This is a genomic window from Halobacteriovorax sp. (genome assembly GCF_048381875.1).
Classification (GTDB): domain Bacteria; phylum Bdellovibrionota; class Bacteriovoracia; order Bacteriovoracales; family Bacteriovoracaceae; genus Halobacteriovorax_A; species Halobacteriovorax_A vibrionivorans.
This window is the reverse complement of the sequence record NZ_JBLXBP010000001.1, coordinates 285,846-311,399: the sequence shown is the minus strand read 5'-3', so window position 1 is coordinate 311,399 and position 25,554 is coordinate 285,846. Positions and strand designations below refer to the sequence as shown.

Sequence of the window (25,554 nt, the reverse complement as noted above, 5' to 3'; positions counted from 1 at the left end):
CGTCGAAATTACAACAAGGTGCGCTTTGAATATTCTTATAGACAATAATTGGCATTTAGATTGCAACCTATATCTACAACATACAAATGAGAGAGGTATAAAGTGCTTAAATCAAGGATTCTGTTGGCCATATTTTTGACACTGTCGATATTTTCGACACAAGTTCACGTCTACGCTAAGCGTACACACAGCGGGGCTATCTATAAAGCTGCCGATGAGGAATTTGGAAATGAAGAGGCCCTTGTTTCACTAAAGTTTCCTTTAAAGTTTTTAAGACAAGACCTTCAAGATGTTCTAGTTAAGCCAGAAGGTTCTTACTTTAAAGAGATCAGCAAGATTGATTTAAACCCTATTGATCGCACTCTTCATTTAGATGCCACTATAATCATGCCAGATTCGATGCTTTTGAGTATGGAAGATAAGGCCGGTGATAAATTATTAAACGAGCACACAATCTCTCTAGTGCTTGGTTTTCCTTCGTATGTTCGCGGCCAGTATATTGAATTAGAAATTAAGAAATTTGTCCTTGATGACGTTGATTATACAAATGGTATGCACATGGTAACTAATGTTACAGCTGCACTATTAAAAAACCGAAGCCTATTGAATTATTTTCTAGCAGATCATAAAGCTCCAACTGATTATTCTGATGAAGATCTATCAAAAATGATTCGTGAATTATTCGACAATCAAGATATTGTGATTAAAGACAACCGCATACGTGCGAGTTTTAACTTTACAAAAATTACTGGATTCACTCGTTATAGTGACTTAGAAGATCTACAGATTTGGTATATTGGGCCAAAGAAAATGAAGGGAACAGCTCAAGGTGCTGCCTTTATGGTGGAGGCTGGAATTGGTAATCCATCAATTAGCTATATTAAAGGGATTCGTGATGCTGGAAAAGTTGCCGCTAATGAATTGCTTAAATTAAGAGAACAAGAATATATTACTTATGGTTTTAATAAAGATGTTGAAACGAGATTAACAAAGCTTCACTCACGCTTGATGGAAGCAACAGGTATCTTTAATTGGAATGTGCGTGAAGAGAGAATTATTAATGAAATCCGCTCAACTCTCATCTCAAAAGCTCGCAAGGCCCTTTCTAAAGACGACTTGTACTTTATTGATGAACCACAAAAAGCAAATATTAACTTCTTTGTCGCTGCTGAAGAGTTTTTAAGAGTATCCATTGCTGACTTGAAACTTAGACATGTTATTGACATGGAAAATAGAAATGGTGGAAGCAAGTCCAAAACAATGCCATTTGTTGAAACTCGTGTTTCTCAAAATGCTGTATCACAATTTACTAACTTTTTTAGAGATTTTAAATTAATCGAAAAAGAACCATTATTTAAAGAATTAAATGTTGTGTTAGCACCACACCTACCTGGTGTTGTTTTAAAAGGGAGAGTTAATTTAGAGTTAAATTCTCTTTTTGAGATGGGACTTGAAGGTGAAGGAATTGATTTTAATAACCCAGACATAAGACTTGATAGTAATAGATATGGGGACTCTGTTCCATTTGAATTATCACTATATGTATATATGAGAGATAATGGTGTCTTAGAGCTTGATATTAAAGAGGCCGTACTAGGAGAAGGAAGCCAAGGACGAGTTCATTTAACACCTAAGACAGATAAAGGATACTTTCTAGAAGAGTTCACAAAACTTGCAACTGCCAATATCTTAAAAACATATTTAATTAGTGATCCTCTTGCATCAAAAGAAGGTGATGAGCAAAAAACTGATCCAAAAGAGATTAAAGAAGATCTAATTAGAAAACTTGAAAACTTTAAAAATAACTTTGCTTCTATTAACTCTGTAAAAACAGTTGATAAACTAATTGAAGTTAAAAAACTTGATCTACAAGGGCCGTTTACGTCAATTCCTGAAGATATGACTGAAGAGAATCTTGTTGAATTCTTTAACAATATCTTAGGTATCGATCGTCATACAGGACGTTTACAAATTAACCTTGATCCAAAGATATTGAGTGAGAAGATCCTCTATGCTCAAAACAATATTCAGGTTTGGAATATCGAGCCAATATTCGACAAGTTAATGGATAAGACATACCTAGATCTAGCGATAGGTAATGGAGTACGTAGTAAGGAATTTTTAAATACAATTTATAATCGCCAAGAAAAGAAAGATAGTTTGACTTTTGTTGGAACAAGCGGAAATGTTAAGAATGAAGGCCCTGTTGATTATTCTTTTAAAATTAAATTAAGAGAGTTTGAATCAATGGTTAATTCGATTTTAACAGCTTCGATTGCACCACAAGTTAGAGATGCAAAAGCACAACTAGCAACACTTGAGGAAGGTAGCGTCAATATTCTTGAAGACCTGACTGTAAGAACACAAGGAGATAACCAACTTTATCTATCGATTGCATTAAATCAGATTGAAAAGAAGAAGAATTGGTTTGGCCGTAGAGTCTTTGACAGTATTTTTAATCGAGATGCTAAGAATTATAAAATTATTAATAATCGTTCATCAATTACAGCACGTATTAAATTGCATGCTGTTGCCTTGGATGAGTATAAGAAGGAGCTTCTTGAAAAGAATGCAGATGAAATCTTTCTAGGAAATACTCTACTAAAGATTGAACTTGAGTCTATTGGACGATCGGTTAAGAACCCAGGACTGTTTGGGTCTATTCTTAACGCTATGATAGGGGATGTTAATCTTAAGAATGGACTAATAGGTTCAAACTTAAAGAAGCTTGTATTAAAAATTGCAGGGCCAAAGCTAAATCCTGTTGGTAGAGAAAACGGAAGTGCAACTCTTGCTGGTTTCGCTCTTAATAATTATTTAAAAGTATTTACAACTAAGAATGATATCTTACTTCAACTTAACCCACGCCTTGCTGGACCTGTCTGGGATTTACTACTTGTTAAAGACCAAAACTTTAAGGGAAGAAAAGTTGGTGTAGGAATTGATTACACAAAGAAAACAATTAACTTTGATTTTAAAATGGTATTTAACCCATCTACAGTTGATAAGCATGAGCTATTTTTAATTATGAATGAGGCCAATGCAATCGTTAAAGATGTAAAAGCTGGAAACGTTAAGACAGTAAAAGATTTTATCACAGTTTATGATCGCTTATATTACAATAGCGATGTAACGAAGAGATCATTAGTTCACCGCTTAAAGAAAGTTGTAACAAATTATGACTCTCTTGCACTATTAAATGAGAATAAGTCTCATTATGATAATTACTCAACAACAGGTGCAGAAATTATGCAAATAGCGACAGCTGCTAAAGTTATTGCTGATGCAATTGATTCGGTTGTAGCTCTTAAACAGCCTAGTGGTGTAAATTATAAGCAACGTGCTAAGCAAATCGTAAACGAGCTTAATGAAGCATATATTGATCCGTTCTCACGCTATTATGCAAAGAGATACCACACAAATAATTTAAAGATTATTAATGGTGAAATTAGTGATTGGACTTTATATATTCTACCAGATGCTCTTTTTGCTCATAAAGCATACGAGTTCTTAAAGTAATCTCTTACTATCTGGTAGACTTGCCTAAAATATAATTTAATCCAAAAAATATACTTGAACGATAGCCTCTTTTAGTTAAGGGGCTATCTTCTACGGCCGAAGAAAATATCGTATACGAATAAAATGTATTTAAAACATATTTTTCAGTAATAGGGTAGTTACCTATCAATCGCAATGTCCATTGATGAGAATCTTCAGGTGTATACTTCGGTCGATCTGCCCTTGCTTCAGTGTCAGTAACTCCAAAGTAATAACGACTCCACTGCTTAGAGTGTTGAGAATATGAAATACCTGGCAGCAGGCTAATCTTTTCACCTTTCCAAGGTTCAAATTGGAAGGCCTTAGAAACTGAGACACTGTATTTATTTGCTTCAGAGCGACCACTGATATCTCTTTCATAAGAAAATCTTGTCATAAACCACTTAGAAGGCAGTAAGAAACTTAGACCTAGATCAAGTGAGCGATTTCTCTCTCTTAGTCCTTCATTATAAGTGCCTTTTTCGGCCTCTACTTTATTAAAGTCTGGCTTTAGAGTAAGTCTTGTTAGAGGGAGTAGCTTAAAACTTGCGGCAACTCCACGAAAAGAGAAGCGTTTGTAATTATAAGTGATTGAAGGAACAACTGGAATATCGAAACTATCACCAACTTTATATAGAGAAGTCGAAATACTTGAGCCCAGACCTATCTGATTAGTTGGCTCAGGCCTTTTTGCTCGTTGCTTTTCAAGATTATCGATGCGATCAGTGCGACCATTGGAAAAGACCAAGGCCTGTCCAAAGAGAGCAGGCCCTATAATCAATAATTTTATGAATTTGAAAAGTGTTTCTTTACTACTTGGCAAACGTATTCGCATTCTTCTTCCGTGATATAAGCGTAACAAGGTAGGTTTAATACGGCCTTACTTATATAGTCCGCATTTCCATTATCAATTGATCCGGCCATATACTTTGGAGCTGCTTCTTGCTTACTCATTGCACCTGGATAGATTGTTCCAAAACCGACATTGGCCGCTTTTAGCGATTCAATTAATGGTCCTCTAAGGTCTGGATCAATTAAGGCAACACTACAATATCCATTCTCTTCAACGTGAGAAGGAACTTCTTGTATTTTTAAAGGTAGGCCTTGTAAGTTTTCTTGATAGTATTTAACTGCTTTTCGTCTTGAGTCTAGTCTTGCATCAATGTGCTCAAGTGACATATTGAGAAATAGTGACTCGTAAGCACCAATTCTAGAGTTCCAACCAATAAGTCCATGTGAGTAATGGCTTGTACGACCATGATTGATTAGAGTACGACAAGTATTAATAATTTGCTCATCTGTTGAAAAGATTGCTCCCGCATCACCTGAAGCTCCCAGGACCTTTGCAGGATAGAAACTTGTTGTTGCAACTTTTGCGCTTCCTAGTAGAGACTCGCCATGAACTTTAGTTCCAAAGCACTGAGCACCGTCTTCTATTAGAGTAACTCCGTTATCTTCCGCAATTTTTCTTATTTCCATCGTGTCTGGACAACCCCATCCATATAGGTGAACAAGAATAGCTGCCTTTGGTTTAAATTTTTCAACAGCTTCTTTGAAAGTTTCTTTATCCCAGTGAAGTGTCTCACGACTTACGTCAACTGTAACAGGCTTGGCATTAACATTAACAACAGCTTCAAATGTTGCCCAAAAAGTCATATCTGGAATTAGAACAACATCATCTTTATCAATACCGACACCACGTAATGCAATTTGAATTGCATCTGTACCGTTAGCACAACCAACGACATGTTTTGCTTCTGTTTTCTCTTTTAGTTTTTCTTCAAGTTTTGCAACTTGAGGTCCACCAATAAATTGTGTGTTATCAAATAGAGTTTCTACTCCAGCTAAGAATTCTTCACGAAAGCCATTTTCGAAACGATTTAGGGTAATAAATGGTACGCCGTTAATTGACATATTTCCTCGCAATTTTATGTGTTTAGCACATTATATGACAAAGAATATGACTTAGGAATAGCGTAAATGGTATTTTTTAAGCAATAGGGGAGCGTATAACTCTCCTATTGCTTAATATCAAATGTCCAGGGCACAGAAACTAACTTTTTAAAGCTTACCTTTACCTGCGCAGGAACGTCATCGTCATCTAAATTTATTGTTGCTCGACGTGGTGTTATTCGTAAATTTCCAATAACAGGGAAATTTCCTTCGACTTTAATCCCGTCGATTTCTACTTTCTTATATCGTCCAATGTCACCATCAGTCTTTTCATAAATAAGTGTTGCTCCATCTTCTATTTCTGCATAGTGGAGAGTTTCCGCAAGGGCCTCTCGCTGCTCTTGTGTATTCATTGGTATATCTTCTGATCTGATTTTTATATCACCATTGAAAGTATTCAATTTAACGACGGTATTACCCTTGCGATCCTTTTTAAATTCTATATTATCAATTTGATTAACAATATCTTCTAAGAGCTCAAGCTCCTTTGGTTTTAATTGGTCTTGAAAAGTTCCAACTAAGTAGGCGAGTTGTGTATTTGAAATCTTCTCGACTCCCATAAGAGATATTTTCTCTAATAAAATCAGTGGTAGGGCCATTGAGTTTGCCTGGGATCTTTGCGGGTTCATATTGGCAAACATATCAAGCATAGCTCCTTGAAAGTTAGCAATCTGCTCATCATTGAATCCGGCCATATGCTCAAGAATATCCCCAACTTCATTCATTGTTGGAAGCATAAACATAGTAGGTGTACTTGTGTTAGTTACATCACAAATACAGCCATCATTCTTATCACTTTTTATACTAGAAATAGCTTCTTCAGATGAAAGGTATACCTGACTCGTTCCTCTATTTGCACTGATTAAGGCACAGGCATATCCACCTAATTCGATATCAAAATAACGATTCTTACTTTCTGATGCCCATAAAAGCATCTCTTTAATTGATTCTTGTGTTGGTATTAATTGTTGTGCATTATTAAAGACTAGACCTGACTTGTCTCTAAGGTTCTCAAATCCAATATAAAGCTTCCCTTCATGTTCTTGAACGTAATTAACTCTCGCATTATTGATATGACAGCTTGATCCAAATGAAGCGAGACTATTAGCAGGTGAAAAAATAAGTAGAATTAGTGAAAATCCTAGTAACAGCTTGATGTTGTTTAACATTTGGTCGACTCCTGTCGTTTTATTAGACAAAATGGCCATAATTTGGCCTTATAAACGTTTTATACTGTTATATTTGCAAGCTACATACCAAAGAGGGGAATTTGGTGATAAAAAGCATTTATGAAAACACTTATTCTTATGCTTTTAATTCTGCCACTTAGTATCCAAGCTCAAATCTCTCAAGGAGAGTTTGCACAAACAATTAATAAATTAATTGAAATCTATGATAAGGATCTGCCAACTCAAAGAATTGTGGATATTAACTGGGAATCAGAAACTGAAAATGCCTCTGTCTCATATAAGAATGGTAAAGCACAATTTAGCTTTCACGGTGGCTTTGTCCGTAATTTAAACTTAAGTACGGATGCTTTGGCCCTTGTTACTTGTCATGAAATTGGACACCTAATAGGTGGATACCCAAAAGTAATGCCAACACAAAAGTACACAAGTGAAGGCCAGTCAGACTATTTTGCAACAAGAACCTGCTTAAAGAAATACTTTGTAGAAACTGATGATAGCAATTATTCACTAAGTCACATCAAGCAAGAGTTAATTGAAAAATGTGATAATAATAGATTTTGTCTAAGAGGTTTAGCGGCCATAAGAGATGCATCTGTAATCTATTCAGAAAATGCTCATATCAATCATAAGACGGCCCATATAAGTCCATATACGATCTTTAATGATTATCCAAAAGGGCAGTGCCGTGTTGATACGTTAAGGGCCGGCCTATTTAATGACAAAAGGCCTTCATGCTGGTTTAAAGACTTTCAAAGTGATCGATACGAATACGATGAAGAATATATTTATGAAGAAGCACAGGCCGTTGCTGATATCACAGAAGTGACAATGACTAGCTTCGGTTGTCATGTACGCACAGCATATCCAAATGTATGGATGGGAAGTTACTTCAATCCATTATCTGAGTCTGAATTAATGATGAAAGGAGTTAATGTTGTCGGTGCTTGTCCATACAAGAAGGGACAGGTTATTAGCGGCTCAATGACGTTATTTCGAGGATCTCTATATTTAAACTTAAGAAATACAGATAAATAAAGAAGAATTTTTACTTTTTTTTAAGTGTTAAGTCTCTCCTATTTCCGATAAAAATTGTTAAATAATTTTTATGGTTGGGGGAGTTATGAAAAATCTTACAAAGTTTGGGATATTTGTTTCTATTTGTCTTTTAAGCGCAACAGCTTATACAGCAACAATCGATTTTGGAACGACAAATTATATCTCGTTTCGTTGCCAAGTTGATATCTTTGAGAAAAAAGTAAATCCAGTCACATATCGTGCGTATGCTGGGCGTCTTTTAAATACAGTATTTCATGAGCAATACAATGCAGTATATGGCCCTGATATAAAGCTATTAATTGATTTAGACAATGATCGCTCATTGTTTTCAAATGTCTTTATTGGTGGCAATGGATACCTGAAATGGTCGGCCGTTGAAACAGATCACGATGCAACTACAATTGATGATGCCACATGGCCTGTCACACCACGAGTTATCTATAGTCCAAGAGCATATGATAACGCTAATAATAGAAAAACATTTGGAGAGTCAGATCATTACTTATTTCGTATCGAATGTTTTGAAGTTAAAGAATTTAGCGATGATTATTACTATAATAAGAAATAATCAGATTTGATGAAAAATCTTGTAAATTTTAGCCGTGGTACCCACGGGGCAAAATTACATGATATGTAGTGAAAATTCACTATGATAGTAATTTTTCAAATTCTGGGGGGAACTTATGAAAAATCATCTAAAACTTGCCGTGGTTACCACGCTAATTTTATCAAATTATGTGGCAACACGTTTGATGGTGAAAATTTCCAGCTTAAAATTAATGCTAAAAGATATGATAATAATGCAATGATAATTTCTTATGAGATTGGCCGCAATGACTATAGTAGAATTGTAAACTTGGCCAAACAAGAAGTGTCATTAGATGCTGATTATTTTCAATATAATTCTGCAGCAGATGATAGTTTTGCAAACTATGTACTAAGTAACTCTAAAAAGCATGAGTCTAGAGTCACAGCTGTAAGCTTAGTTTGTGACAAGATTTAGCATTTCAACACGTTAATATATGCCTTACCCGATATAACTGATATTATATCGCATGAAATATTTTCCCTTTCCCTCTAGTTGCCGTGTAATTTAGTTTGGTTTTCGTCATCTTCAAATACACTATACCCATAAATTATTAGGTGTTTAATTATTCACTTGGCATTTGAATCCAATTCAATTTCTACCCAGCAAAAAAGATAGCTAAAGCAAAGACTGCTAGCAAACTAATGACGATTGCTTGAAAGAAGTAGTTCTTCTTTGTTTCTGGTGCTTTGAACTCTCCAGTTAAGCGAAAGTGAGTATCATTGATATTATTTATCACGTATTGAATCTTTCCTAGGGGTGTAAGTCCTGTGAAGTCATAGAGAACTTCCCTATTTTCACAAATGGCCGTGTATGGAACGCCACGCACTCCAAATTGATCTGCAATTTCAGGACTCTCCATGGTATTTACTTCATAAACATTTATACCTGGATTGTTTTCATTTAGAGCTTCAAAGACAGGTGCCATTGTTTTACATGGGCCACATGTATCAGAATAAAACTTGATAACGAAAACACCCTTTTCACTAGAGACAACAGATTCAAAGTTTTCATTATTTATTTTCTTTATATTCATTCAAGACACCATACTAAAAATAACGAATATTCATGCACTCATTTTCTTATCTATATCATTATTATCATACACTTCATCTTTTGAATATAACTCAATACAATTGTCTGGGTTAAATTGAGCAACATTATCCCCTAGTGGCATCCTTAAAGCTTTGGGCCTTGGAAACATAATGAGCATTAAGACAAGACTTGAACCATAAGAAAAGTAGAATTGTGTTGAGCTTATTCCATGAGTGATAACTCCAAGAACTCCAAGCATTGTTATGGTACTGGCCAGAGACCAGGCGTTAGTCCACATTGCTACAACTTCAAATCGAGCGATTTCCTCGCAATTGATTTTGTCATGAGTCTTTATGAATTTATCTGATGAGATCCTTTTTCGAATCTTACTCCGCGATCCTAAGACAAAGAAGAATATTAAGGACATAGCTATAGGAACAACCCCAAGTGATTGTATGATGGCACCGTCAAATGCATTTGCCACCTTAGGCCCATATTTCTTTATAAAATAATCATTCCATACCAAGTAACATAGAAATGACTGCAAGAATATGAAGAGGCCATATAAATATCCCGCAAATATCTTCCCCATTTCCAAATTCATTTAATCTCCAAAGCGTCCCTATCGATTTGTTGATTGATAATTATCTCTTAGTTTAAGTTCTAAATGACCTCAAATATGGGCGAACATATTCATATTGATATGAAGCCAATGATTTCAAAGTATTATGCATAAGAAAAATTGAGATTATTCTAAGTTTTTAAAAAGCAGGGATTTTCGTAATTTGTATATTTCTGTGAAAATGGCAGATTTAATTGCCAAAAGGACAACTGTATAGACTTCTAGGGCCAAGAGTTGATAAATGTCATCTTATTAATTAGGCCCACACCTGATAAAGACATTTCTAATGACGTGTACATTTCTACGTGCAAAATTGAAGTACAAGAAGTACAAGGATGTACAAGGGCGCGGGTACCGATGGAACTTTCAATAAGTTAGATAGGCTTTTCGAGCTAAAATAAGAATATATCCCCAGAAGATGACAGATAGTATTAATCTAGAGCAATTAAATTAGGTTTTTTTGATTATTTTTTACTTTTTTATTAAATTTTTACAGCATATCCACAATTAGTTACTTATAAGTAGCTGAAAGTTCCATCGGTACCCGTGCCCCTTTACAGATAATTGTTGGTGGTGGAGCGCTCTTCATTCCAGTGTCAATATTTATCGCTGACATGAGCCCATAATTTTCGAGGTCCCAATTAGGTATCACTAAGGTCTCTAAGCTAGAAGTGTTTTGAAACATAGAATTCATTGTTACAGCAGGATTTAAGTACGAATTATCTAGGTGAACTTCTTGAAGGCTAGTAGTATCTGCGAACATTACATCCATGTGAATAACATTTGAAGTATCAAAAGAACTTAAATCAATCGTAATTAGATTTGAGCTATCCCTAAACATAGCAACCATTCTAGTGACATTTGAACTAGCAGCCATCAGATCTCCTTTAACTTTATAAAGATGCATTGGCCTTGGCAATTTTTGTGGCCGAAAGCTTTGCTCTTGTTTTAGCAAGCAACCCGCTCTCTACCCTGGCTTCACCTTTAGCGCTTAGTCTTATCTTGGTTTCACCATTATATGAATCAAGGGCCACCTCTTTATAATCGACATTGTCTAGTGCCCTGTCTGCAATCGATATAGCAGCACTAGAACTAAGAGACATCAAGCATAATCCAATAAGAATTAAATTTTGTTGTAACATAGGAATCCTCTCAATAAATTAAACGACTGACTAAATCTTTAGGAATGCCAATCCAGACTCTTAAAGTCTAGACTGGCATATGAGAATATATTTACTTATCTAATTCTGGAGTAACGTAGTCAATATACTTCTTATCAACGTTAGGATTGTCTTTATTAAGCCACTTCTTCTCAACAGTATTCTTGATGAACTCTTTCTTAGAGACTTCTTCCTTAGCGATATTAAGCCCCATGTATTCTTGGGCCTTCTCTTTACTACTATAATCTGGAACATTTACAACACCATTAAAGCCGAGGCCTCTTAAGACACTACCAAGCTCTTCTCTTGCGTCTGCGGCATTCTTAATTGATAGGCCAAGAATTCGAAGCACTTCTTCAGGAGCATGAAAGAAGGCACCATGCGCAGCAGTTGCGTAATCCCACCTCATTTGTGCATGTCTAATTAGCTTCAGTGCACTCTCCATTTGTTTCTTGCTAGCACCAAGCTCCCAAGCTTTCTTCGCCTCAAAGTGTGATCTAATAATCATTTTCTCAACTGTGGACTTTAACTCAATCATCTTCTCCTTTAAATCCATGACATTAGAGATTAATTCTTGAGAATCAGCACGATGGCATTGCTGACATGAGTTTTGAACATTTTGTAGCGGAGACTGAACATGGTGGTCTGTATACTTTACGCCACCTTCTGTTTTATATGGCATGTGACAATCGACACAAGAAACTCCTCTCTTATAGTGTATCCCCTCTTTAAATAATTCATACCCTGGGTGTTGGGCCTTAAGCATTGGCGCCTTAGAGATTCCATGGGTCCAATCTTTAAAATCAATATCATCATAATAAGAGATTACATTTTCAATCTTTGTCCCTTTGTCCCACGGAAACTTAAGCTTATTAGTCTCTTTATCTGTAAAGTAATACTCTACGTGACATTGGGCACATACTAAGTTCTTCATTTCACTATGTCTTACTCGCTCTAAATCAACACCTTCAATACGCAAGGCCTCAACAAGGGCCGGACGAGAAAGCTTTAACTCCATGGTCTGGGCATCATGGCAATCAGCACAGCCAATAGGGTTTACAATATCTTTACCATGTCGTGCCCATTTTCCAGTATAGTATGAATCAACGCCGTCACGTTTCATCACTCTTGGAACATCTGGAGACTTACAAGTCCAACATGTCGCAGGCATTGGCCCTGAATTCTCATCTGCGGGTGCACCAGTTCTTAACGAATTTATCGTATCCACTACAGCAAAAGTATGACCTCGTGGCTTATTATAATCTTTAGAAAAACCATAACCTCCCCAAAGAAAAACAAGCCCAGGATTGGCCGCAAGTTCATCATGAACAATAGTTGACTCATCCCCTTCTTTAGTTGCTGCGAGAAAAGATTGATATTGATAGGGATAGTATTGGCCCCATTTAGAGTTTTGAGTTGTATCTTGAGTTAAGTCATTACCTGACATGCGATATTGTCTTACTTCATACTTTCTCTCAACAATAGAAGAAGCTAAAGTTGCTAAAAGGCCTACAATTACGGCCATCAATACGATGATAATTGCACTATTTCTTTTCATCTAATTCCTCTTTCTTATTAAAATATTCTTTGATCCATTTGTGAGTTGCTTTCTGCTCTCCATGAAAGATAAATTGATTATCAGCTGATAGAGAGTGTACTTTTCCATGTGGTGTCGTTTGGTGACAGTCCCAGCATTTCTGATCGCCATTTTTCTGACCATCCACAACAGATAAGTTTATTCCTGCATGTCCCATAAGATAATCACCGTGACAACCAATACAATTTCGTTGCACGACCGCTTGACCACCTTTACTTAACCTTAAGGCTTGAGGCTCTGTCCTTGTTGTAAAAACATAACTATGTTTTAGGCCATCCATTGCCTTAAACCCATATGTCTTTAGGAGGTTCTCATGTGGCACATGACAAGAATTACAATTCGTAAATCTTGAATGAGCATCTTTCTTCCAACTATTATAAGCAGTATTCATAACATGACAGTTAAGACATGCTTTAGGGTCATCAGACATATAGCTTAAAGCATTTGACTCCTTAACGGTGTAAGTGCCTAGCCCAATGATTGCACCGACGAGTGCTAACATAATAAAAGAAGCAAGCTTCATGCCTTCTCCGATTTTACATATCTTAAGATACTAATGAATTGAATAATTATAAGTATAAAGAATATCACAGCTCCCTGATTTGAAAAACCATAGGAATGGAGGCCAGATGAAAATACAAAATTAACTCCGAACCAAGTTATCATAACTCCAGTAAAACTAAGAGAAATTGAGAGGGCCATAAATGACTCTTTTACTTTTTTAATTTTTCCAATATGAAATAATATTGAATAAAGGCAAAGTGTAATTAAGCTCCAAGTCTCTTTCGGGTCCCATGCCCAAAATCTCCCCCAAGCTTTATCGGCCCATATTGCACCAAGGAAAATACCTAGGGCCAAGAAGCTAATTCCAAACTTAATCATTGTCTGAATTTTTGAAAGGGCGATTCTTTGTTGTTTCGTATATAGATTTATCGTTGCACTAACCCAAGTAATGGCCAAGATTGAGTATGAGACAATCATACATAAGACATGTGTCATTAACCAAAAATTAGTCCGTAATACAGGCATAGGGGTCTGTGGATGATAAATGAATACTTTAGGAAAGAATACAAGAAGTCCAAGTAGTAGTGCCAAAAGTATCTCACAGGCCGTTGAGATACTTTTTACAGACTGTCTAAATCTAAAGAAGAGGCAACAATGTGAAGTTATAAGTATAGAGACCCAAACAGTGTCAAAGATCGTAAAAATCGGAAAGAAACTTGTTGATGTAAATCGCAAGATAAATACTAAGAGAACAAGTGCGTTGATAATTGCAAGAGGAATGATTTTAGAGCTTATGATTAATACAAGAATAGAAAGTAAGAAGGTAATTTCTATGACATAGTGCTGGTTTAAAAAAGACAGTGCCTTAATACTAAACTTTCTAAGAGATGAGATGGAAGAACTATCAATTTTATCAAGGCCTTGTTTAGTATGGATGTCATTAAAAACTAACAGGCGCTCAATTTCTTCTTTTTCTACTTTTGATAGTTTATCATAGTCTCGACTAGATCTTATTCTCACTGCCTGTTGTGATTTTTGAGAATAAGTATGACCTTCACTATTGTTAAAGATTTTACTCTCATAGACTGGATCTATTTCATTATTGTAGATAGCACAAAATAGCTCCAGCATATCACGCTTAACATCTAGTCTTAATTCATTAATCTTAATTTCAGCTAAATCTTCAAATAAATAGATCGTGTCACTAGACTTGATAAAGTCCCCTCTTTGCGGACATGATTGTGCACGAACAATGAAATTTAAGAAAATAAGAATCGACCAAATAAGCCCTAACTTGAAGTTCTTCAGTGTTCTTTCCTTTTCTTCTTCCTTTGAAAGGCAAGGATTAATAAACCAAGGCAAAATACACTAAAGCCTGCAATCTTTATCCATTTATTTGGATCATATAAGAGGTTTAACGTAAGTAGCATCGGCCCGTTCTCTTGTGTTGAAACTGTGTCTAGATGTAAATTCCAACCATTAATATATAAAGGAGAGTTTAACTCGATTAATTCATTATCTACATTCGAAGTTCCATCATGAATTTTAACTTGGGCCTTATAGTCTAGAAACGTTAGATCTCCTTCTTTAGTCGTGTTAATAATTTTATCTAACTCAATCTGAAATGGGAGTATCAACTCCTTTTTTCCAAAGTATAAGTCAAAGAAGCGGCCTTCTTTATTTATCACTTCTTTCTTTTGTCCTAATTTTATAATCTTAATCTCTTTTGAAGAGTCACCCTCTCGGTATTTTACAAGATCAGTCTCATTATTTGAGAAATCATCGATATACTTATACTCTTTCTTAAAGTGAGTATTTTCTAGATACTTTTCAATTTGAATAATACTATCATTAGTTGAAACCTCTAGTATTGGCCTTTCAAGTAAACAATTATTTGATAGCTCATAGAAGCCTTCTTGTGTGATTAAGTATTTATTTTCTAGACATAATTCATCCTTAATCTTATCGAGTGATTTTCGTCTTAATATTTGTACACATGATAAATTTGTCTTTGTGAGACTTTTTATACAATTATTCATTTGCTTATTTAGTAATAAGAATTCAAGGCCATCTTCAAGGTAGAAGCTTGGGTAATCTAAATTATTCGTAGAAAGAGAGATCTTGTCGAGTCTTAGTTTCTTTGAAAGCTTAGACTCTCTTGTTAAGACAGCACTTACCTGCTCATTAATATCGACCTTTGTTTTATAATGCTCTGAATACGGTAGATAAGAGATTAAATAGATAGCTCCAAAGTCGAGATTTAATCCTTGAGGTCTTAAAGAGTAATTTAAATCAACATATTGAGTAACCCCAGTTGCTCGCTCACGCAGACTGATTTGATACTTATCTAAGTTGGCCTTATTGCTAATTGTCTTTGGTGCTAAAGTCATGCTTGCACGAAGAGAAGTAAACGAACTTAGCATTGTGGCGATGATCAAAGTTATTAGGCCAATGTGAATCAGATAGAAACCTATGAATCTCCTCTTAAATGGAAGACGCTTTAATAGACTTAGAAACAAAGAGAGCACAACAAGCCCGAGAAGTAGTGCAAAGAAGATATTATTAAAAACAGTGATACTCGCAACACGTGCACCGTAGTAATACTCTACAATATTACCAATTAGCAGGTAGCATACAAAAACAATCAACAATGTAATCGCTCCGTACACACTACTTAGGGACTGATCAACCTTTCTAAATAAATTTCTCATGTAAATAGAATAACTCGTGCCGTAAATTGTGTCTAATGTAAATATATTGCTTAAAGTACAATAAATAAATGGCCGAAAAGATTAGGTATGAGGGGCATAGTACTTATTTTCATCTTAACTTTCAACTTTAACCTTAAAGCAACAACTAATGCTTGGGCTAGAGATTTTAGCTTCGATAATATTGAAGTCTGGAAGAATGAAGATAAGAGAATCAGTATTGAAAGCAAGAAGCTATTTCTCAAAACGTGACAAGCTACTGTCTTATGCCGACTTCTCTAATTTTAAACAGCAACATTTAGAGCTTAAAAGAAACAAGAAAAGCTTAGAGTTTTCAAGAAGTGGTAGCTACCTAAACTCAAGAGACAAGAAAATATATTATCATGAACAATATGTACTAACTGCTACTCATAAAATTATTGTCATTCTAACTTCGCCAAAGCAAATTAGTGCCATTGAAAGAAGTGAAGTTTCAAATCGACTTAGAGAAATAAGAAAGGAAACAAATATCGGGCAAAAATCTGACATGCTAAGCCCTCTATTTGTAGATAATGAGTCTAAGGGGCGCGGGTACCAATGGAAATATCAGCTACTTGAATGTATTTATTTTAAGTTATGCTGTGAAAGTTTAATAATAAGAGAAAAAATGACCCAAGAGGCCTTATTTAGACACTTTAAATCGATGTTATTCACCATTTTTAGGATAATTAATATTCTTTAAGCTTGAAAGACTTACCTAACTTATTGATATTTCCATTGGTACCCGCGCCCCTTTAAGACTAAATGAAATAGGCGTCTAAGTTGTGCTTATATTTTCACTGTTGATTATTTCTATCTCTCCAGTTCCATCAGGACGTGTGTCATAAAGCCACATATATCGAACTGCCACTACAATAAAGCTTAAACGATAGAAACAATGTAAAAGGATAAGTGGCATATAAGCACGATTACCAATTGATGTTAACGATGATAGATTCATAAGAGTGAACAACATTGAAAAAATGATTCCTGCAATCAAGGACTTCTTAGGTGTTTCATTAATTACAAGAAGAGTGCCGATAGTGAGGTAAATAATTACATTTAATCCCCCTATTATGGTTATCATTGTTAGTCCTGCACCTTGGGCCAATAGCAGAATATTTCCTAAGAGAATCCAAATAGCATGACCTATAAGAATAGAAGCACTAACTATCTTCCAGCTCTTAAGCATATTCTTATCTGGATTATATGATTTCATTAAAATGGCACAAGTGATGGCCATTATAGACAATGGAACAAAGGGAACAATTCCCATATATTTACCTGCGATAAAGCCAAGTACACCACCCAGAATAGTCGCTAATCTTGTCTTTATTGATACATCTTGATTTTCTTTCATAAGAAAGCCCCTCTTAAAAAAATACAGCTTTAATTATGAAGGAAGTAACGATTTACGACACAAAGATTTCTTTTGAAAAATATGTGGTTTATTTTAGGCAATGAGATTTTTACATGTTATCAAGCTTCATTTAATTTATGCTCAAGAATTAACTTCAAAAGCACATTATTGAATTTAATAATTATTGCCAATAATTTAAGCAATGAGACCAATCTTCCTCTCAACACTTCGATCATGTAAAAAGAATTTCACTTGGCTTTGGTAGAATTCCATAATGGTTTTCTCCATATTTGGATAAACATTCTTTTTTAAATAAGACTCTAACTCTCCTATTTGGATCTGCATATCTTGGTTGTCTTGGACGTATTTAAAATAGATCGTGTCTTTGACTTTTTTATAGCTGATATCAAATTTGATATTTTCTGCTGGCTGCATATTCTTATTTCCATCAATATGGAGCCTAAGCAAGATCGAAAAGATCCAATAACCGTTGTCGGCCAATTTAACGGCACCATGAGGAGTGTAAGAAATATCCTCATCTATTGGTGAGAAATATTCCTCTTCCTCATCAGTTTCAAGTTGCAAGGTTGGAACAAGCTTTATGAGATCATATTCGTTCTCACCAAGGCCTAAGTACGAACGAAAACCGTTGAACACAGTAGTTGCAAACTCTGTAGCATCATCATGAGTCTTAAAGAAGAGCTCTCTTGATTTCTTATATTCATTACATAGATCAGTATATGACATTATTTACTCCATATTCCTTAGATATCTTTACCATTGTTAATTGATAGGACACCTGATTCAAATGGATTAACTGTATTGATAAAATAGTAGCACCTTGAATTATCGATCACAAAACCACCTGGTCTCCTAGAGGACATTTGTACCCTCCAGCCACGAGCAAGTAGCGGCACATCAACTTTAACAAGTTCGCTATCATGATTATAGTAGAAGTTAATAAGAGTTACTTTCAGTAATCGATAATCTCTTACTTGTTCGCTACTATGAAGAATATTTAAAGCGTAAACAATCCCATCTTCTTGGGTTCCACGAATGGCCTCGTTATGTTCAGGTATAGCATGAAAGAAGAAGCTTCTTTCAAAGTCTTTAATACACAAGTCCTGGAGAGTTCTCTTATCTTTAATACGCTCGATATTGTCTTTGGCAACCATTCCCCTATCATGCCAATCCTGATCAAGCTCCTGATATTCTTGTTCAACCTTGCCTTCCACTGAACTGAGTGAGCGTGTATTTGCTTTTGTATCACTTTGCTCTTTATTACTGGAACAAGAAAAAGCGCAACTTAATAAGTAGATGAGAAATAATGTAGGAAATGAGATTTTTCTTTGCATAAGTAACACATCGACATGTTACATGTGCCACACAAGTCGATGTATCTTGTTTTAAGAAATCTTAAGCTTTAATTAACGACAGTCCTTATGCAGGAGATACTTTGAATACTTTTCATACTTATCTCCCAAGGCCTCACAGCGATCTGGCTCTACAGGACATTCCATACCAATATTATCCAAATGCTTCTTAATTTGCTTTCTCATAAAGCCATTTGTATATGAATTACAGTTTAGGCCTTCATCCATTCCATCATCAACATAGTCGATAAAGCTTATCTCTTTAACTTTCTTAAATTCACCTTGGACACATTTTATAACGGCCAGGCCTTCATAACTTTCACCAGTTAAAGGATCAACTCCCTTACCAAAGAGCTTCATAAAGAAGCGCAGCCCTTGAAAATTTGCCACGAGATCACCATTTGAGATGATTCCATTAAAGAAACCTCCCCAGGTAATTGACTCAGACCTCTTACCATATTTGAGTATTTCTTTAATACTTTGTCCGTGACGGATATGTTTTAGATAATATAGATATCCAATATTAAACATATGACTAAATTTATCGCTTCCAATATAGGCATTATTAGTCAAAATAAGTGGTGAATAAGGGGTAAGCTTCAGTACAGGTTTATAAATAAGAGGAATATATTGGTATACCGACTCACTCTTTTTTGTCTCAACAGAGTATCCATCTCCTAATTTCCCCTTATCAATATAGACTTGTAAGGGATTAGCAACAAATAAACCTCTAAGGGAGGCCACTAAGTTCTTCTTCACTTTTCTTCGTAATGTCCCTTTGTGACAAATATTGCCAAAGATATCATCAGCGTGATTAGCTTCCTTTATAGCATCCTCCAAAGCCTTATTGAGGTAGATATCAAGCTTATCTAAAGAGTCTAGTAAAGGCACATGTCGATGGGTAAAACTATCAACCTCTAGAGAGAAAGAAGATAATTGAAAGCAGGCAAATAGCATTGTTAAGATATATTTCGATTTCATAAACAATACTCTACATTTTACTTTCACATAGAAGAAAATTAAGAAAACTAAAATGCTGGTAAAGAAAGTTAACCGATTTAGCATAGCTTGGCCCCTATATAGAAAATGAACATAGAGTATAAATATTTCCTCTTTTGCCCACTAAACAGCTTGAAAATGGTAGAAAAAGCTATGAAGAACCGAATTCTCTATCCTATTTTAATCGCGCTATTATCAACTCAGGCCTTTGGTTTGGACCTTACACAAGAGCAGGCCCAGACAGAGCCTCAGATGCGTATTGGGGCCCTTCCTTTTCCTTTCTTTATCTACTCAAGAGCTGATGATGATCTTGGTCAACACAGCTATCTCGAAAGTAAGAAGGAAGAAGACCGAGGATTAATATACACATGTCGTGGTGGATTTATTGATATCGCTCACTTAAGAACTGGCAGTGACTATACTGCTTTCTACGTGAGTAAAATAAAAGAGGCCATTAAAAATGGTTCAAAGGAAATGGCGCTAAAAGCACAAGGGCCAAGCTCTATTATCGCAAAATTGCCACACTTAAATCTGAATGAAGATGAAATTATAGAAACGGCCCAGTATATGGCCCATAATATTCTTACTTGGCATGAGTTTACGACTTGGTATGGATGGTCTGCATTAAAGATTAACAATGCTGAGAAAATGTCAGGTTTCTCATATGAGGATATCTATTCTCACTTAATTGGTATTGAAGTCGCAGGCAGGGCCTTAAAGAATAAGAAGCTAAGCTATGACCAGGCCATGACTGTTGAGCTAGACAAGATGTTAAATCAGGAAAATGGAGAACTTGAGCGAGTATCGAGGAAGCTTACTAAGAAAATAACAAAAAGTGTAAAAGGAGAGTTCTATAAAAGACGATCGATCTTTACATACTTTCTCTATAAGCAAACAAATATAGGTAAGAAATCAGATATCTTATCACCTCTTCTTGTGACTAACGATAGTGTATCAGGCTGTCAGTCGACACAAGAGCGCAAAGCACATTTCTTTGGTGAAAACAAAGGTCTCGTATCTATTGAAATCAAACCTAAGATTAAGCAGGCCAAAAAGATCCTAAAAGATGCCGGATCAACCGATGGCAAAATCATAATTGAGCGCGATTACGAAACACTCATTGAAGCGGTTGAAAGAGATATCTTAAATTACTACGACAGAAATGCTCTTTTACAGTATTAACGTCTTGTAAACTCTAAATCAATTGCTCGGTCGCTACTAAAAACAAATTTCTGCTTTGGCTTCACTAGACTTAGATCACATGCTGGTGTGACAACGAAGTTCTTTATGAGATGGGCCAAGATAATTTTGACCTCAATATTTGCCATCTCACGCCCAAGGCATGTCCTAGTACCTGTAGAGTAAGGAATATAAGACTTCTTTTGTTCATTTGTTAGATTATTGAATCGTTGTGGATTAAATTCATTATGGTCACTTCCCCATACTTTCTTATTATTTAGGATCTTACCTAATAACGTAAATACGATCGTACCTTTTTTAACATCGATAACTTTCTCATCTTGGTTAATTTGAGCATCTTCACAGGCTTCTCTAAAAAGAATTGGAAATGCTGGCCTTAACCTTAAAGTTTCATCCACATATGTTTGAAGTAATTCATTATCAATAAAGGATTTCGTATCTTTTAAATCATAATTTTTAAGCTCTTCATACAAATCCTGTTGAAGCTTTTGGTTTTGCGCTAGAAAGTACAGTGCCCAAGTTAATGAAACCGCTGTAGACTCAAATGAAGCGCCGACAAGGCCATATATCTGACCAATAATAGACTCTGTATCAACCCATTGATCTTTGAGATAGGTAATCAAGGTATAATTCTCTGTTCCTTTTTCAACTTTTTGTCTAACAAAGTCCTTTCCTTCTTTGATAAATTTGGAAAAACGTAAATTACTAATTGTTGGAAGATACTTCCACAATGGGCCATAATTCATTCTCTTAGTTAATTCAGCAATGAGAAATTTTTGAAAATAATAAAAGCTGTCACATTCTGCTTTTGGATTAGTTATTTCTTCTTTTGATATTTTAAAATCATGCTCGATAAAGAATTCACTTGTAATTGATAAGGCCAATTTTCCCATGAGAACTTCTACATCTCTTACACAGGCCTTCTCACCAAATAGAGGAAGTTGTTTTTCAAGTCTATTATTTGCTATTGAATATAGTCCCTCAAGAATCTTCGGTGTGAAGAATTGGATTAACTCTGCTCTTAACTTCTGCCAGCTTTCGCCATCAGCATCTAATATGGATGGCCTACCTTTATTGATATGCTTTATTTCATTTAGAGTGCTGCCCTTTAAGAATGTATTTCTCTTCTTTACAATAACTTCTTTAAAGCTCTCAAGCTCAGAAACAACTAAGACATCTTTATGGAATAATTTAAAACGAAATGAGTCCCCAAGATCATATGTTCGATCTGTTAGTTGCTCAAAGAGACACTCTTTAAAATTTAACTCTCCAATACTTCCAATAATAGGATATGCCTTTAAGCTTGGGATTCTTGTCACTACTTATCTCTCCCCTTTACACGAATAACTTTCTTTCCGGTGTCTGCGACATCTCGGCCAGCTTTCTCTTTAGTTTTTGGGAGTTCATACTTAGTACTATCCATTGCTTGATCAGCAATTGAAAAAGCAGCACTTGCACTTATATGCATAAGTCCCACAAGAGCAAAAATCGATAACGTCTTCTTCATAAGAGAGTCTCCAAATACGTCTAAGCAGCAATCATTTGTCTAATAAATGAACACTGTCTAGGGCAATATCACTAGTGAATTGCGCTAATTAAGTTGTAATGGAGTATTAATTTGCAAGTGAGGTGCCAATGGGTCGAGCTCTAACCAAACACCGTTCCACATATTCTCACGAGTTAGAAGAGTCGGGCCAAGAATGGCCTGGTTGAGATCATTTGAAGATATTTTTTCTCTCTTATCTTTAATTAATAGATATAGATCAGGATGACTTTTATTTAGCCTTTTAAGAATTATTGTAAAATCAGATTGAAATTCATGACCATTCTTTAATAAACCTTTTAATATTACAGTAATATACGAATCTATTTTACAGCTACTTTTTATAAGTGATTTAAGCACACTTCTATGCTGATCTAGTTTTTCAGCAATTGAGCCTAGGTTTACACTTGTGTTTCTTTCCAGCGAAATTTTGAAATTATTTTTTAAAGTATATGGACGAAAATGCTTATTCTTATCAAAGCGATTATAATAGGATTGATGACAATTTTCTTTAGAAAATCTCGTAAAAGGCCCATCCTTCGTTACTGTAACAATTTGTCCTCTGGCCTCAATAATCTCCTTAATATGATAGCGGTTAACAAAGGTTTCGTAGTATTCGAAATTAATAGAGAGATCCCTGTCATCTGTATTAGAATATGAGTTTGATGCTAGAAAGCACAGTAAATATAGAATAAGAGCTCTTATGATCATATCAATGAGATATATTTACCACATGTGCCAATTGTTACAAGTATGTATGAAAAAGGTATCGGAACAAAGAGGCCTCTATATTTAAGAGGCCTTGATTATTTAATAATTTGATTGTGGATTTCCAACAGCAGGATCAAGATCGCTCCAGCGTCTTTGCCAACTTTGAGCGTAAAAAGCACTTGGAATAAGATCAATTATTGCAGTCTTTCCGGCTTCTAACTCAATATGATAAGCACTGGCCGCCATTGTAACTTTATTGTTCTTAAAATAAATAGTAAAATCAGATCGAGCTTCTGATCCATCCTCAAGCTCTGAAACCACAAGACCAGATAAGTATGCGTTTGTACCACATCCTAGTTTTAAATCATCCTGTAACTCATCCTTAAACTTATTAAACAAAGGGATTAATTTGCCAAAATTAACTACTGTTCCCTGCGTCTCTAGAGTAATATTTTGGCTTATGAAATATGGGTTCTTCTGTGGAGCGTATGGGAAGTTTGACTCATAATCCTTATAACAATAACGAAGGATTCCACCTTTGCTTGTTGCCATCACTTGAAAACGCGCTTCTTTAATTTTTGTAATTTTATAATCATTTGAATAAGTTGAAAGTTGCTTAAAATTAACTGAAAAATCAGCCGCTTGCGTGCCAAAAGCTAGAAAGATAGCAAATGCTGCTACTAGTGTCTTCATGGGGATACTCCTATTTTGTAGTTAATAGGATTTACCATGGCAAAACAAGCAGACAAGGTGTTAATAGAATTCATGTAATTATTGCATATTTTTATTGAGCAGGTCTTTGACCATATCAGTAATAATACGTACTTGCTGGCCAGTGCGAACAGAGTAATCCATACCTGAGTATCCCCACCAGTCCCAGCACGAGTTAGGATTTTGAAAGTCTGATAATGACTTTTTGGCCTGAGGGAAAAGAACGATAAGTCCAAGTTCTTCTGAGGCTTCTATAAAACCTGACTTATCAATATAGTCAGTTCCAATATCATCTAGCGATTGCTTACAACCGTGAAAGGCAATATGAAGTTCGCATTGATGATCTTTACAATACTTTGGGATATACAAGTATGCATCTTCCATAAGAAGTGGCCTATATAGTCCAATGTCAAAAGAAGAGAAGTATTTTCGCTGACTAACTTTAGTAAGTGTTCCGCCTAAGACATTGTTTTCTTTTCGTCTATCTGGATAAAGAGTACGTAGTGATTCTAGCGCACCATTGTAATTACAATTTCCGATAAAAGGCGTCTGCGATTTAGTACATTCTCCACCTTGGTCTAAAGTTGGAAGCGTGTGAGCAACCTGAAGGTCCTTTACGTATTTAAGCTCTTTAACACCTAGTAATTCATAGAGACTATTTAACTCATTTGTCACTTCTTGATGAACGACTTTATCTAGAAGTCCAGAGAATAAGAAAACCTTGTCATCCTTAAGGTTAAAGGCAGGATCAATGAGCCCACTAAACTGGAGAGTATTTATATATTGGTATGAAAATAAAGAAGTGCCACTAACAAGTTTACCTTCCATGCAGGTTTTCATTGCTGTAATTGCATTTCCTCTAGCACAATAAAAAGGGCCAGCTGCAAAGATCGCTGCACCATTTACAAATCCACTATTGATTATATGAAATTGATGGGCAAAATAGCCACCTGAAGAGATACCAGAAACGGTAACATTCTTACCTAAATTTAGGTTATTAGAGGCAAATCCATATTGGAGAAGTGTAAATATTATTAGTGAGATATATTTCATTAAATGAACTTATAGAATAAATTTAAAGAAATGCAAAAGGAATTAGAAAAATTATAGGAAAACAGCAGCCTCCTCACAAAACCACTGTCTTCCTTTATGCGCGCTGATTACTCAACAACGATAAAATTAAATTCACATACGTGCTTTTTCTTCTTTAAGAATCCACCTTCTTTATAGAAGTCTACATCACCAAATACGTATCCTAGAGTTGTATTAATGATTCTATTTCTCATTTTCATACATTCTGTATAAGACTTGTCATAATCAGTTGTAAGTTTCTGCTTAAGAGTCTTTTTTGCTAATACTTGGTCATAGCTATCTAGAGTTGCTCTTACACGACAGTCCCAGCTCTTTTTACTTTGAGCAATAATAAATTCAAAAGCAAGGCCATCAATCTTTATGTCTTTAAGTTCATCATATTCCACTTCTGCCATTAGGCACGATTCCTTTGCTTTATCCTCTGTATCAAATGAATCGATAATAACGCTTGATTGTTGCATCTTCCCAAATGCCGTTAGTGAAAATAGTGCACATGTAATTAAAACTAAGTTCTTCATAAATTCTCCCTTTATCCTCAATTGTTAAAAAAGTTGTAATTTTATTGAACAATCTTATATCGAGGGAAAATGAGGAGGTCA

The 25,554-nt window shown here is 35.3% G+C and carries 27 protein-coding genes; 6 read left to right on the top strand and 21 right to left on the bottom strand.

Going from position 1 to position 25,554, the window contains the following annotated elements:
- The first annotated feature begins 123 nt into the window (after positions 1-123).
- The gene (locus tag ACN5L8_RS01490) at positions 124-3,519 is read left to right on the top strand and encodes a hypothetical protein (RefSeq protein ID WP_419172099.1); all 3,396 of its coding nucleotides are present in this window, start codon (positions 124-126) and stop codon (positions 3,517-3,519) included.
- A 7-nt stretch (positions 3,520-3,526) separates the two neighbouring features.
- On the opposite strand, the gene ACN5L8_RS01485 is transcribed toward ACN5L8_RS01490, so the two are convergent.
- The 3 genes from ACN5L8_RS01485 to ACN5L8_RS01475 form a co-directional block, all read right to left on the bottom strand.
- Complete coding sequence (locus ACN5L8_RS01485; RefSeq protein WP_419172098.1) at positions 3,527-4,372, bottom strand: MipA/OmpV family protein; 846 nt, start codon at positions 4,370-4,372, stop codon at positions 3,527-3,529.
- A complete protein-coding gene (locus ACN5L8_RS01480; protein WP_334678544.1) occupies positions 4,324-5,451 on the bottom strand; it encodes a DegT/DnrJ/EryC1/StrS family aminotransferase in 1,128 nt (375 codons plus the stop codon). Before ACN5L8_RS01480 ends, ACN5L8_RS01485 begins: the two co-directional genes overlap by 49 nt.
- Before the next feature lie 104 nt (positions 5,452-5,555).
- Positions 5,556-6,659: a hypothetical protein gene (locus tag ACN5L8_RS01475; protein WP_419172097.1), complete on the bottom strand. Its 1,104-nt coding sequence runs from the start codon at positions 6,657-6,659 to the stop codon at positions 5,556-5,558.
- Positions 6,660-6,779: 120 nt separating this feature from the next.
- Between ACN5L8_RS01475 and ACN5L8_RS01470 the strand changes: the two genes are divergently transcribed.
- From ACN5L8_RS01470 to ACN5L8_RS01460, 3 genes are all read left to right on the top strand, one after another.
- Positions 6,780-7,715 carry a hypothetical protein gene (locus ACN5L8_RS01470; RefSeq protein WP_419172096.1) on the top strand — a complete coding sequence of 312 codons (936 nt, stop codon included), beginning with the start codon at positions 6,780-6,782 and terminating at the stop codon, positions 7,713-7,715.
- A gap of 85 nt (positions 7,716-7,800) precedes the next feature.
- A complete protein-coding gene (locus ACN5L8_RS01465) occupies positions 7,801-8,304 on the top strand; it encodes a hypothetical protein (RefSeq protein WP_419172095.1) in 504 nt (167 codons plus the stop codon).
- Positions 8,305-8,385: 81 nt separating this feature from the next.
- Positions 8,386-8,739: a hypothetical protein gene (locus ACN5L8_RS01460; protein ID WP_419172094.1), complete on the top strand. Its 354-nt coding sequence runs from the start codon at positions 8,386-8,388 to the stop codon at positions 8,737-8,739.
- A gap of 181 nt (positions 8,740-8,920) precedes the next feature.
- On the opposite strand, the gene ACN5L8_RS01455 is transcribed toward ACN5L8_RS01460, so the two are convergent.
- The 8 genes from ACN5L8_RS01455 to ACN5L8_RS01420 form a co-directional block, all read right to left on the bottom strand.
- Positions 8,921-9,358, bottom strand: coding sequence for a thioredoxin family protein (locus ACN5L8_RS01455; protein WP_419172093.1), 438 nt, complete (start codon positions 9,356-9,358; stop codon positions 8,921-8,923).
- Positions 9,359-9,388: 30 nt separating this feature from the next.
- Complete coding sequence (locus ACN5L8_RS01450) at positions 9,389-9,961, bottom strand: hypothetical protein (protein ID WP_419172092.1); 573 nt, start codon at positions 9,959-9,961, stop codon at positions 9,389-9,391.
- Between the two features lie 529 nt (positions 9,962-10,490).
- On the bottom strand, positions 10,491-10,856 hold the full coding sequence (locus ACN5L8_RS01445) for a BspA family leucine-rich repeat surface protein (protein ID WP_419172091.1): 366 nt from the start codon (positions 10,854-10,856) through the stop codon (positions 10,491-10,493).
- Between the two features lie 16 nt (positions 10,857-10,872).
- Entirely contained in the window at positions 10,873-11,121 is a 249-nt protein-coding gene (locus ACN5L8_RS01440; protein ID WP_419172090.1) for a hypothetical protein, read from the bottom strand.
- Between the two features lie 91 nt (positions 11,122-11,212).
- Positions 11,213-12,697 carry an ammonia-forming cytochrome c nitrite reductase gene (gene nrfA, locus ACN5L8_RS01435; RefSeq protein ID WP_419168492.1) on the bottom strand — a complete coding sequence of 495 codons (1,485 nt, stop codon included), beginning with the start codon at positions 12,695-12,697 and terminating at the stop codon, positions 11,213-11,215.
- A complete protein-coding gene (nrfH, locus tag ACN5L8_RS01430; RefSeq protein WP_419168493.1) occupies positions 12,684-13,259 on the bottom strand; it encodes a cytochrome c nitrite reductase small subunit in 576 nt (191 codons plus the stop codon). The genes nrfA and nrfH overlap by 14 nt, the downstream gene beginning before the upstream one ends.
- Positions 13,256-14,602, bottom strand: coding sequence for a cytochrome c biogenesis protein (locus tag ACN5L8_RS01425; RefSeq protein WP_419172089.1), 1,347 nt, complete (start codon positions 14,600-14,602; stop codon positions 13,256-13,258). The genes nrfH and ACN5L8_RS01425 overlap by 4 nt, the downstream gene beginning before the upstream one ends.
- Positions 14,545-15,951, bottom strand: a complete 1,407-nt coding sequence (locus tag ACN5L8_RS01420; RefSeq protein WP_419172088.1) for a hypothetical protein — start codon at positions 15,949-15,951, stop codon at positions 14,545-14,547. The genes ACN5L8_RS01425 and ACN5L8_RS01420 overlap by 58 nt, the downstream gene beginning before the upstream one ends.
- Positions 15,952-16,147: 196 nt before the next feature.
- Between ACN5L8_RS01420 and ACN5L8_RS01415 the strand changes: the two genes are divergently transcribed.
- On the top strand, positions 16,148-16,669 hold the full coding sequence (locus ACN5L8_RS01415) for a hypothetical protein (protein WP_419172087.1): 522 nt from the start codon (positions 16,148-16,150) through the stop codon (positions 16,667-16,669).
- A gap of 75 nt (positions 16,670-16,744) precedes the next feature.
- On the opposite strand, the gene ACN5L8_RS01410 is transcribed toward ACN5L8_RS01415, so the two are convergent.
- From ACN5L8_RS01410 to ACN5L8_RS01395, 4 genes are all read right to left on the bottom strand, one after another.
- Positions 16,745-17,326 (bottom strand): hypothetical protein, encoded by a 582-nt coding sequence (locus ACN5L8_RS01410; protein WP_419172086.1) that lies wholly within the window; start codon positions 17,324-17,326, stop codon positions 16,745-16,747.
- Positions 17,327-17,521: 195 nt separating this feature from the next.
- Entirely contained in the window at positions 17,522-18,073 is a 552-nt protein-coding gene (locus ACN5L8_RS01405) for a hypothetical protein (protein ID WP_419172085.1), read from the bottom strand.
- 17 nt (positions 18,074-18,090) lie between these two features.
- Complete coding sequence (locus ACN5L8_RS01400) at positions 18,091-18,681, bottom strand: hypothetical protein (protein WP_120404798.1); 591 nt, start codon at positions 18,679-18,681, stop codon at positions 18,091-18,093.
- A 72-nt stretch (positions 18,682-18,753) separates the two neighbouring features.
- Positions 18,754-19,680 carry a hypothetical protein gene (locus tag ACN5L8_RS01395; protein ID WP_419172084.1) on the bottom strand — a complete coding sequence of 309 codons (927 nt, stop codon included), beginning with the start codon at positions 19,678-19,680 and terminating at the stop codon, positions 18,754-18,756.
- A gap of 171 nt (positions 19,681-19,851) precedes the next feature.
- Here ACN5L8_RS01395 and ACN5L8_RS01390 point away from each other — a divergent pair, with 171 nt between their 5' ends.
- Positions 19,852-20,880, top strand: coding sequence for a DUF4056 domain-containing protein (locus tag ACN5L8_RS01390; RefSeq protein ID WP_419172083.1), 1,029 nt, complete (start codon positions 19,852-19,854; stop codon positions 20,878-20,880).
- On the opposite strand, the gene ACN5L8_RS01385 is transcribed toward ACN5L8_RS01390, so the two are convergent.
- The 6 genes from ACN5L8_RS01385 to ACN5L8_RS01360 form a co-directional block, all read right to left on the bottom strand.
- Complete coding sequence (locus tag ACN5L8_RS01385) at positions 20,877-22,217, bottom strand: cytochrome P450 (RefSeq protein ID WP_115362592.1); 1,341 nt, start codon at positions 22,215-22,217, stop codon at positions 20,877-20,879. The genes ACN5L8_RS01390 and ACN5L8_RS01385 overlap by 4 nt on opposite strands.
- Positions 22,217-22,405: a hypothetical protein gene (locus tag ACN5L8_RS01380; RefSeq protein ID WP_115362590.1), complete on the bottom strand. Its 189-nt coding sequence runs from the start codon at positions 22,403-22,405 to the stop codon at positions 22,217-22,219. Before ACN5L8_RS01380 ends, ACN5L8_RS01385 begins: the two co-directional genes overlap by 1 nt.
- An 84-nt stretch (positions 22,406-22,489) precedes the next feature.
- Positions 22,490-23,152 (bottom strand): hypothetical protein, encoded by a 663-nt coding sequence (locus ACN5L8_RS01375; RefSeq protein ID WP_419172082.1) that lies wholly within the window; start codon positions 23,150-23,152, stop codon positions 22,490-22,492.
- 99 nt (positions 23,153-23,251) lie between these two features.
- Positions 23,252-23,845 (bottom strand): hypothetical protein, encoded by a 594-nt coding sequence (locus tag ACN5L8_RS01370; protein ID WP_419172081.1) that lies wholly within the window; start codon positions 23,843-23,845, stop codon positions 23,252-23,254.
- A 78-nt stretch (positions 23,846-23,923) separates the two neighbouring features.
- Positions 23,924-24,916, bottom strand: a complete 993-nt coding sequence (locus ACN5L8_RS01365) for a hypothetical protein (RefSeq protein WP_419172080.1) — start codon at positions 24,914-24,916, stop codon at positions 23,924-23,926.
- Between the two features lie 107 nt (positions 24,917-25,023).
- Positions 25,024-25,473, bottom strand: coding sequence for a hypothetical protein (locus ACN5L8_RS01360; RefSeq protein WP_419172079.1), 450 nt, complete (start codon positions 25,471-25,473; stop codon positions 25,024-25,026).
- Positions 25,474-25,554 lie beyond the last annotated feature (81 nt).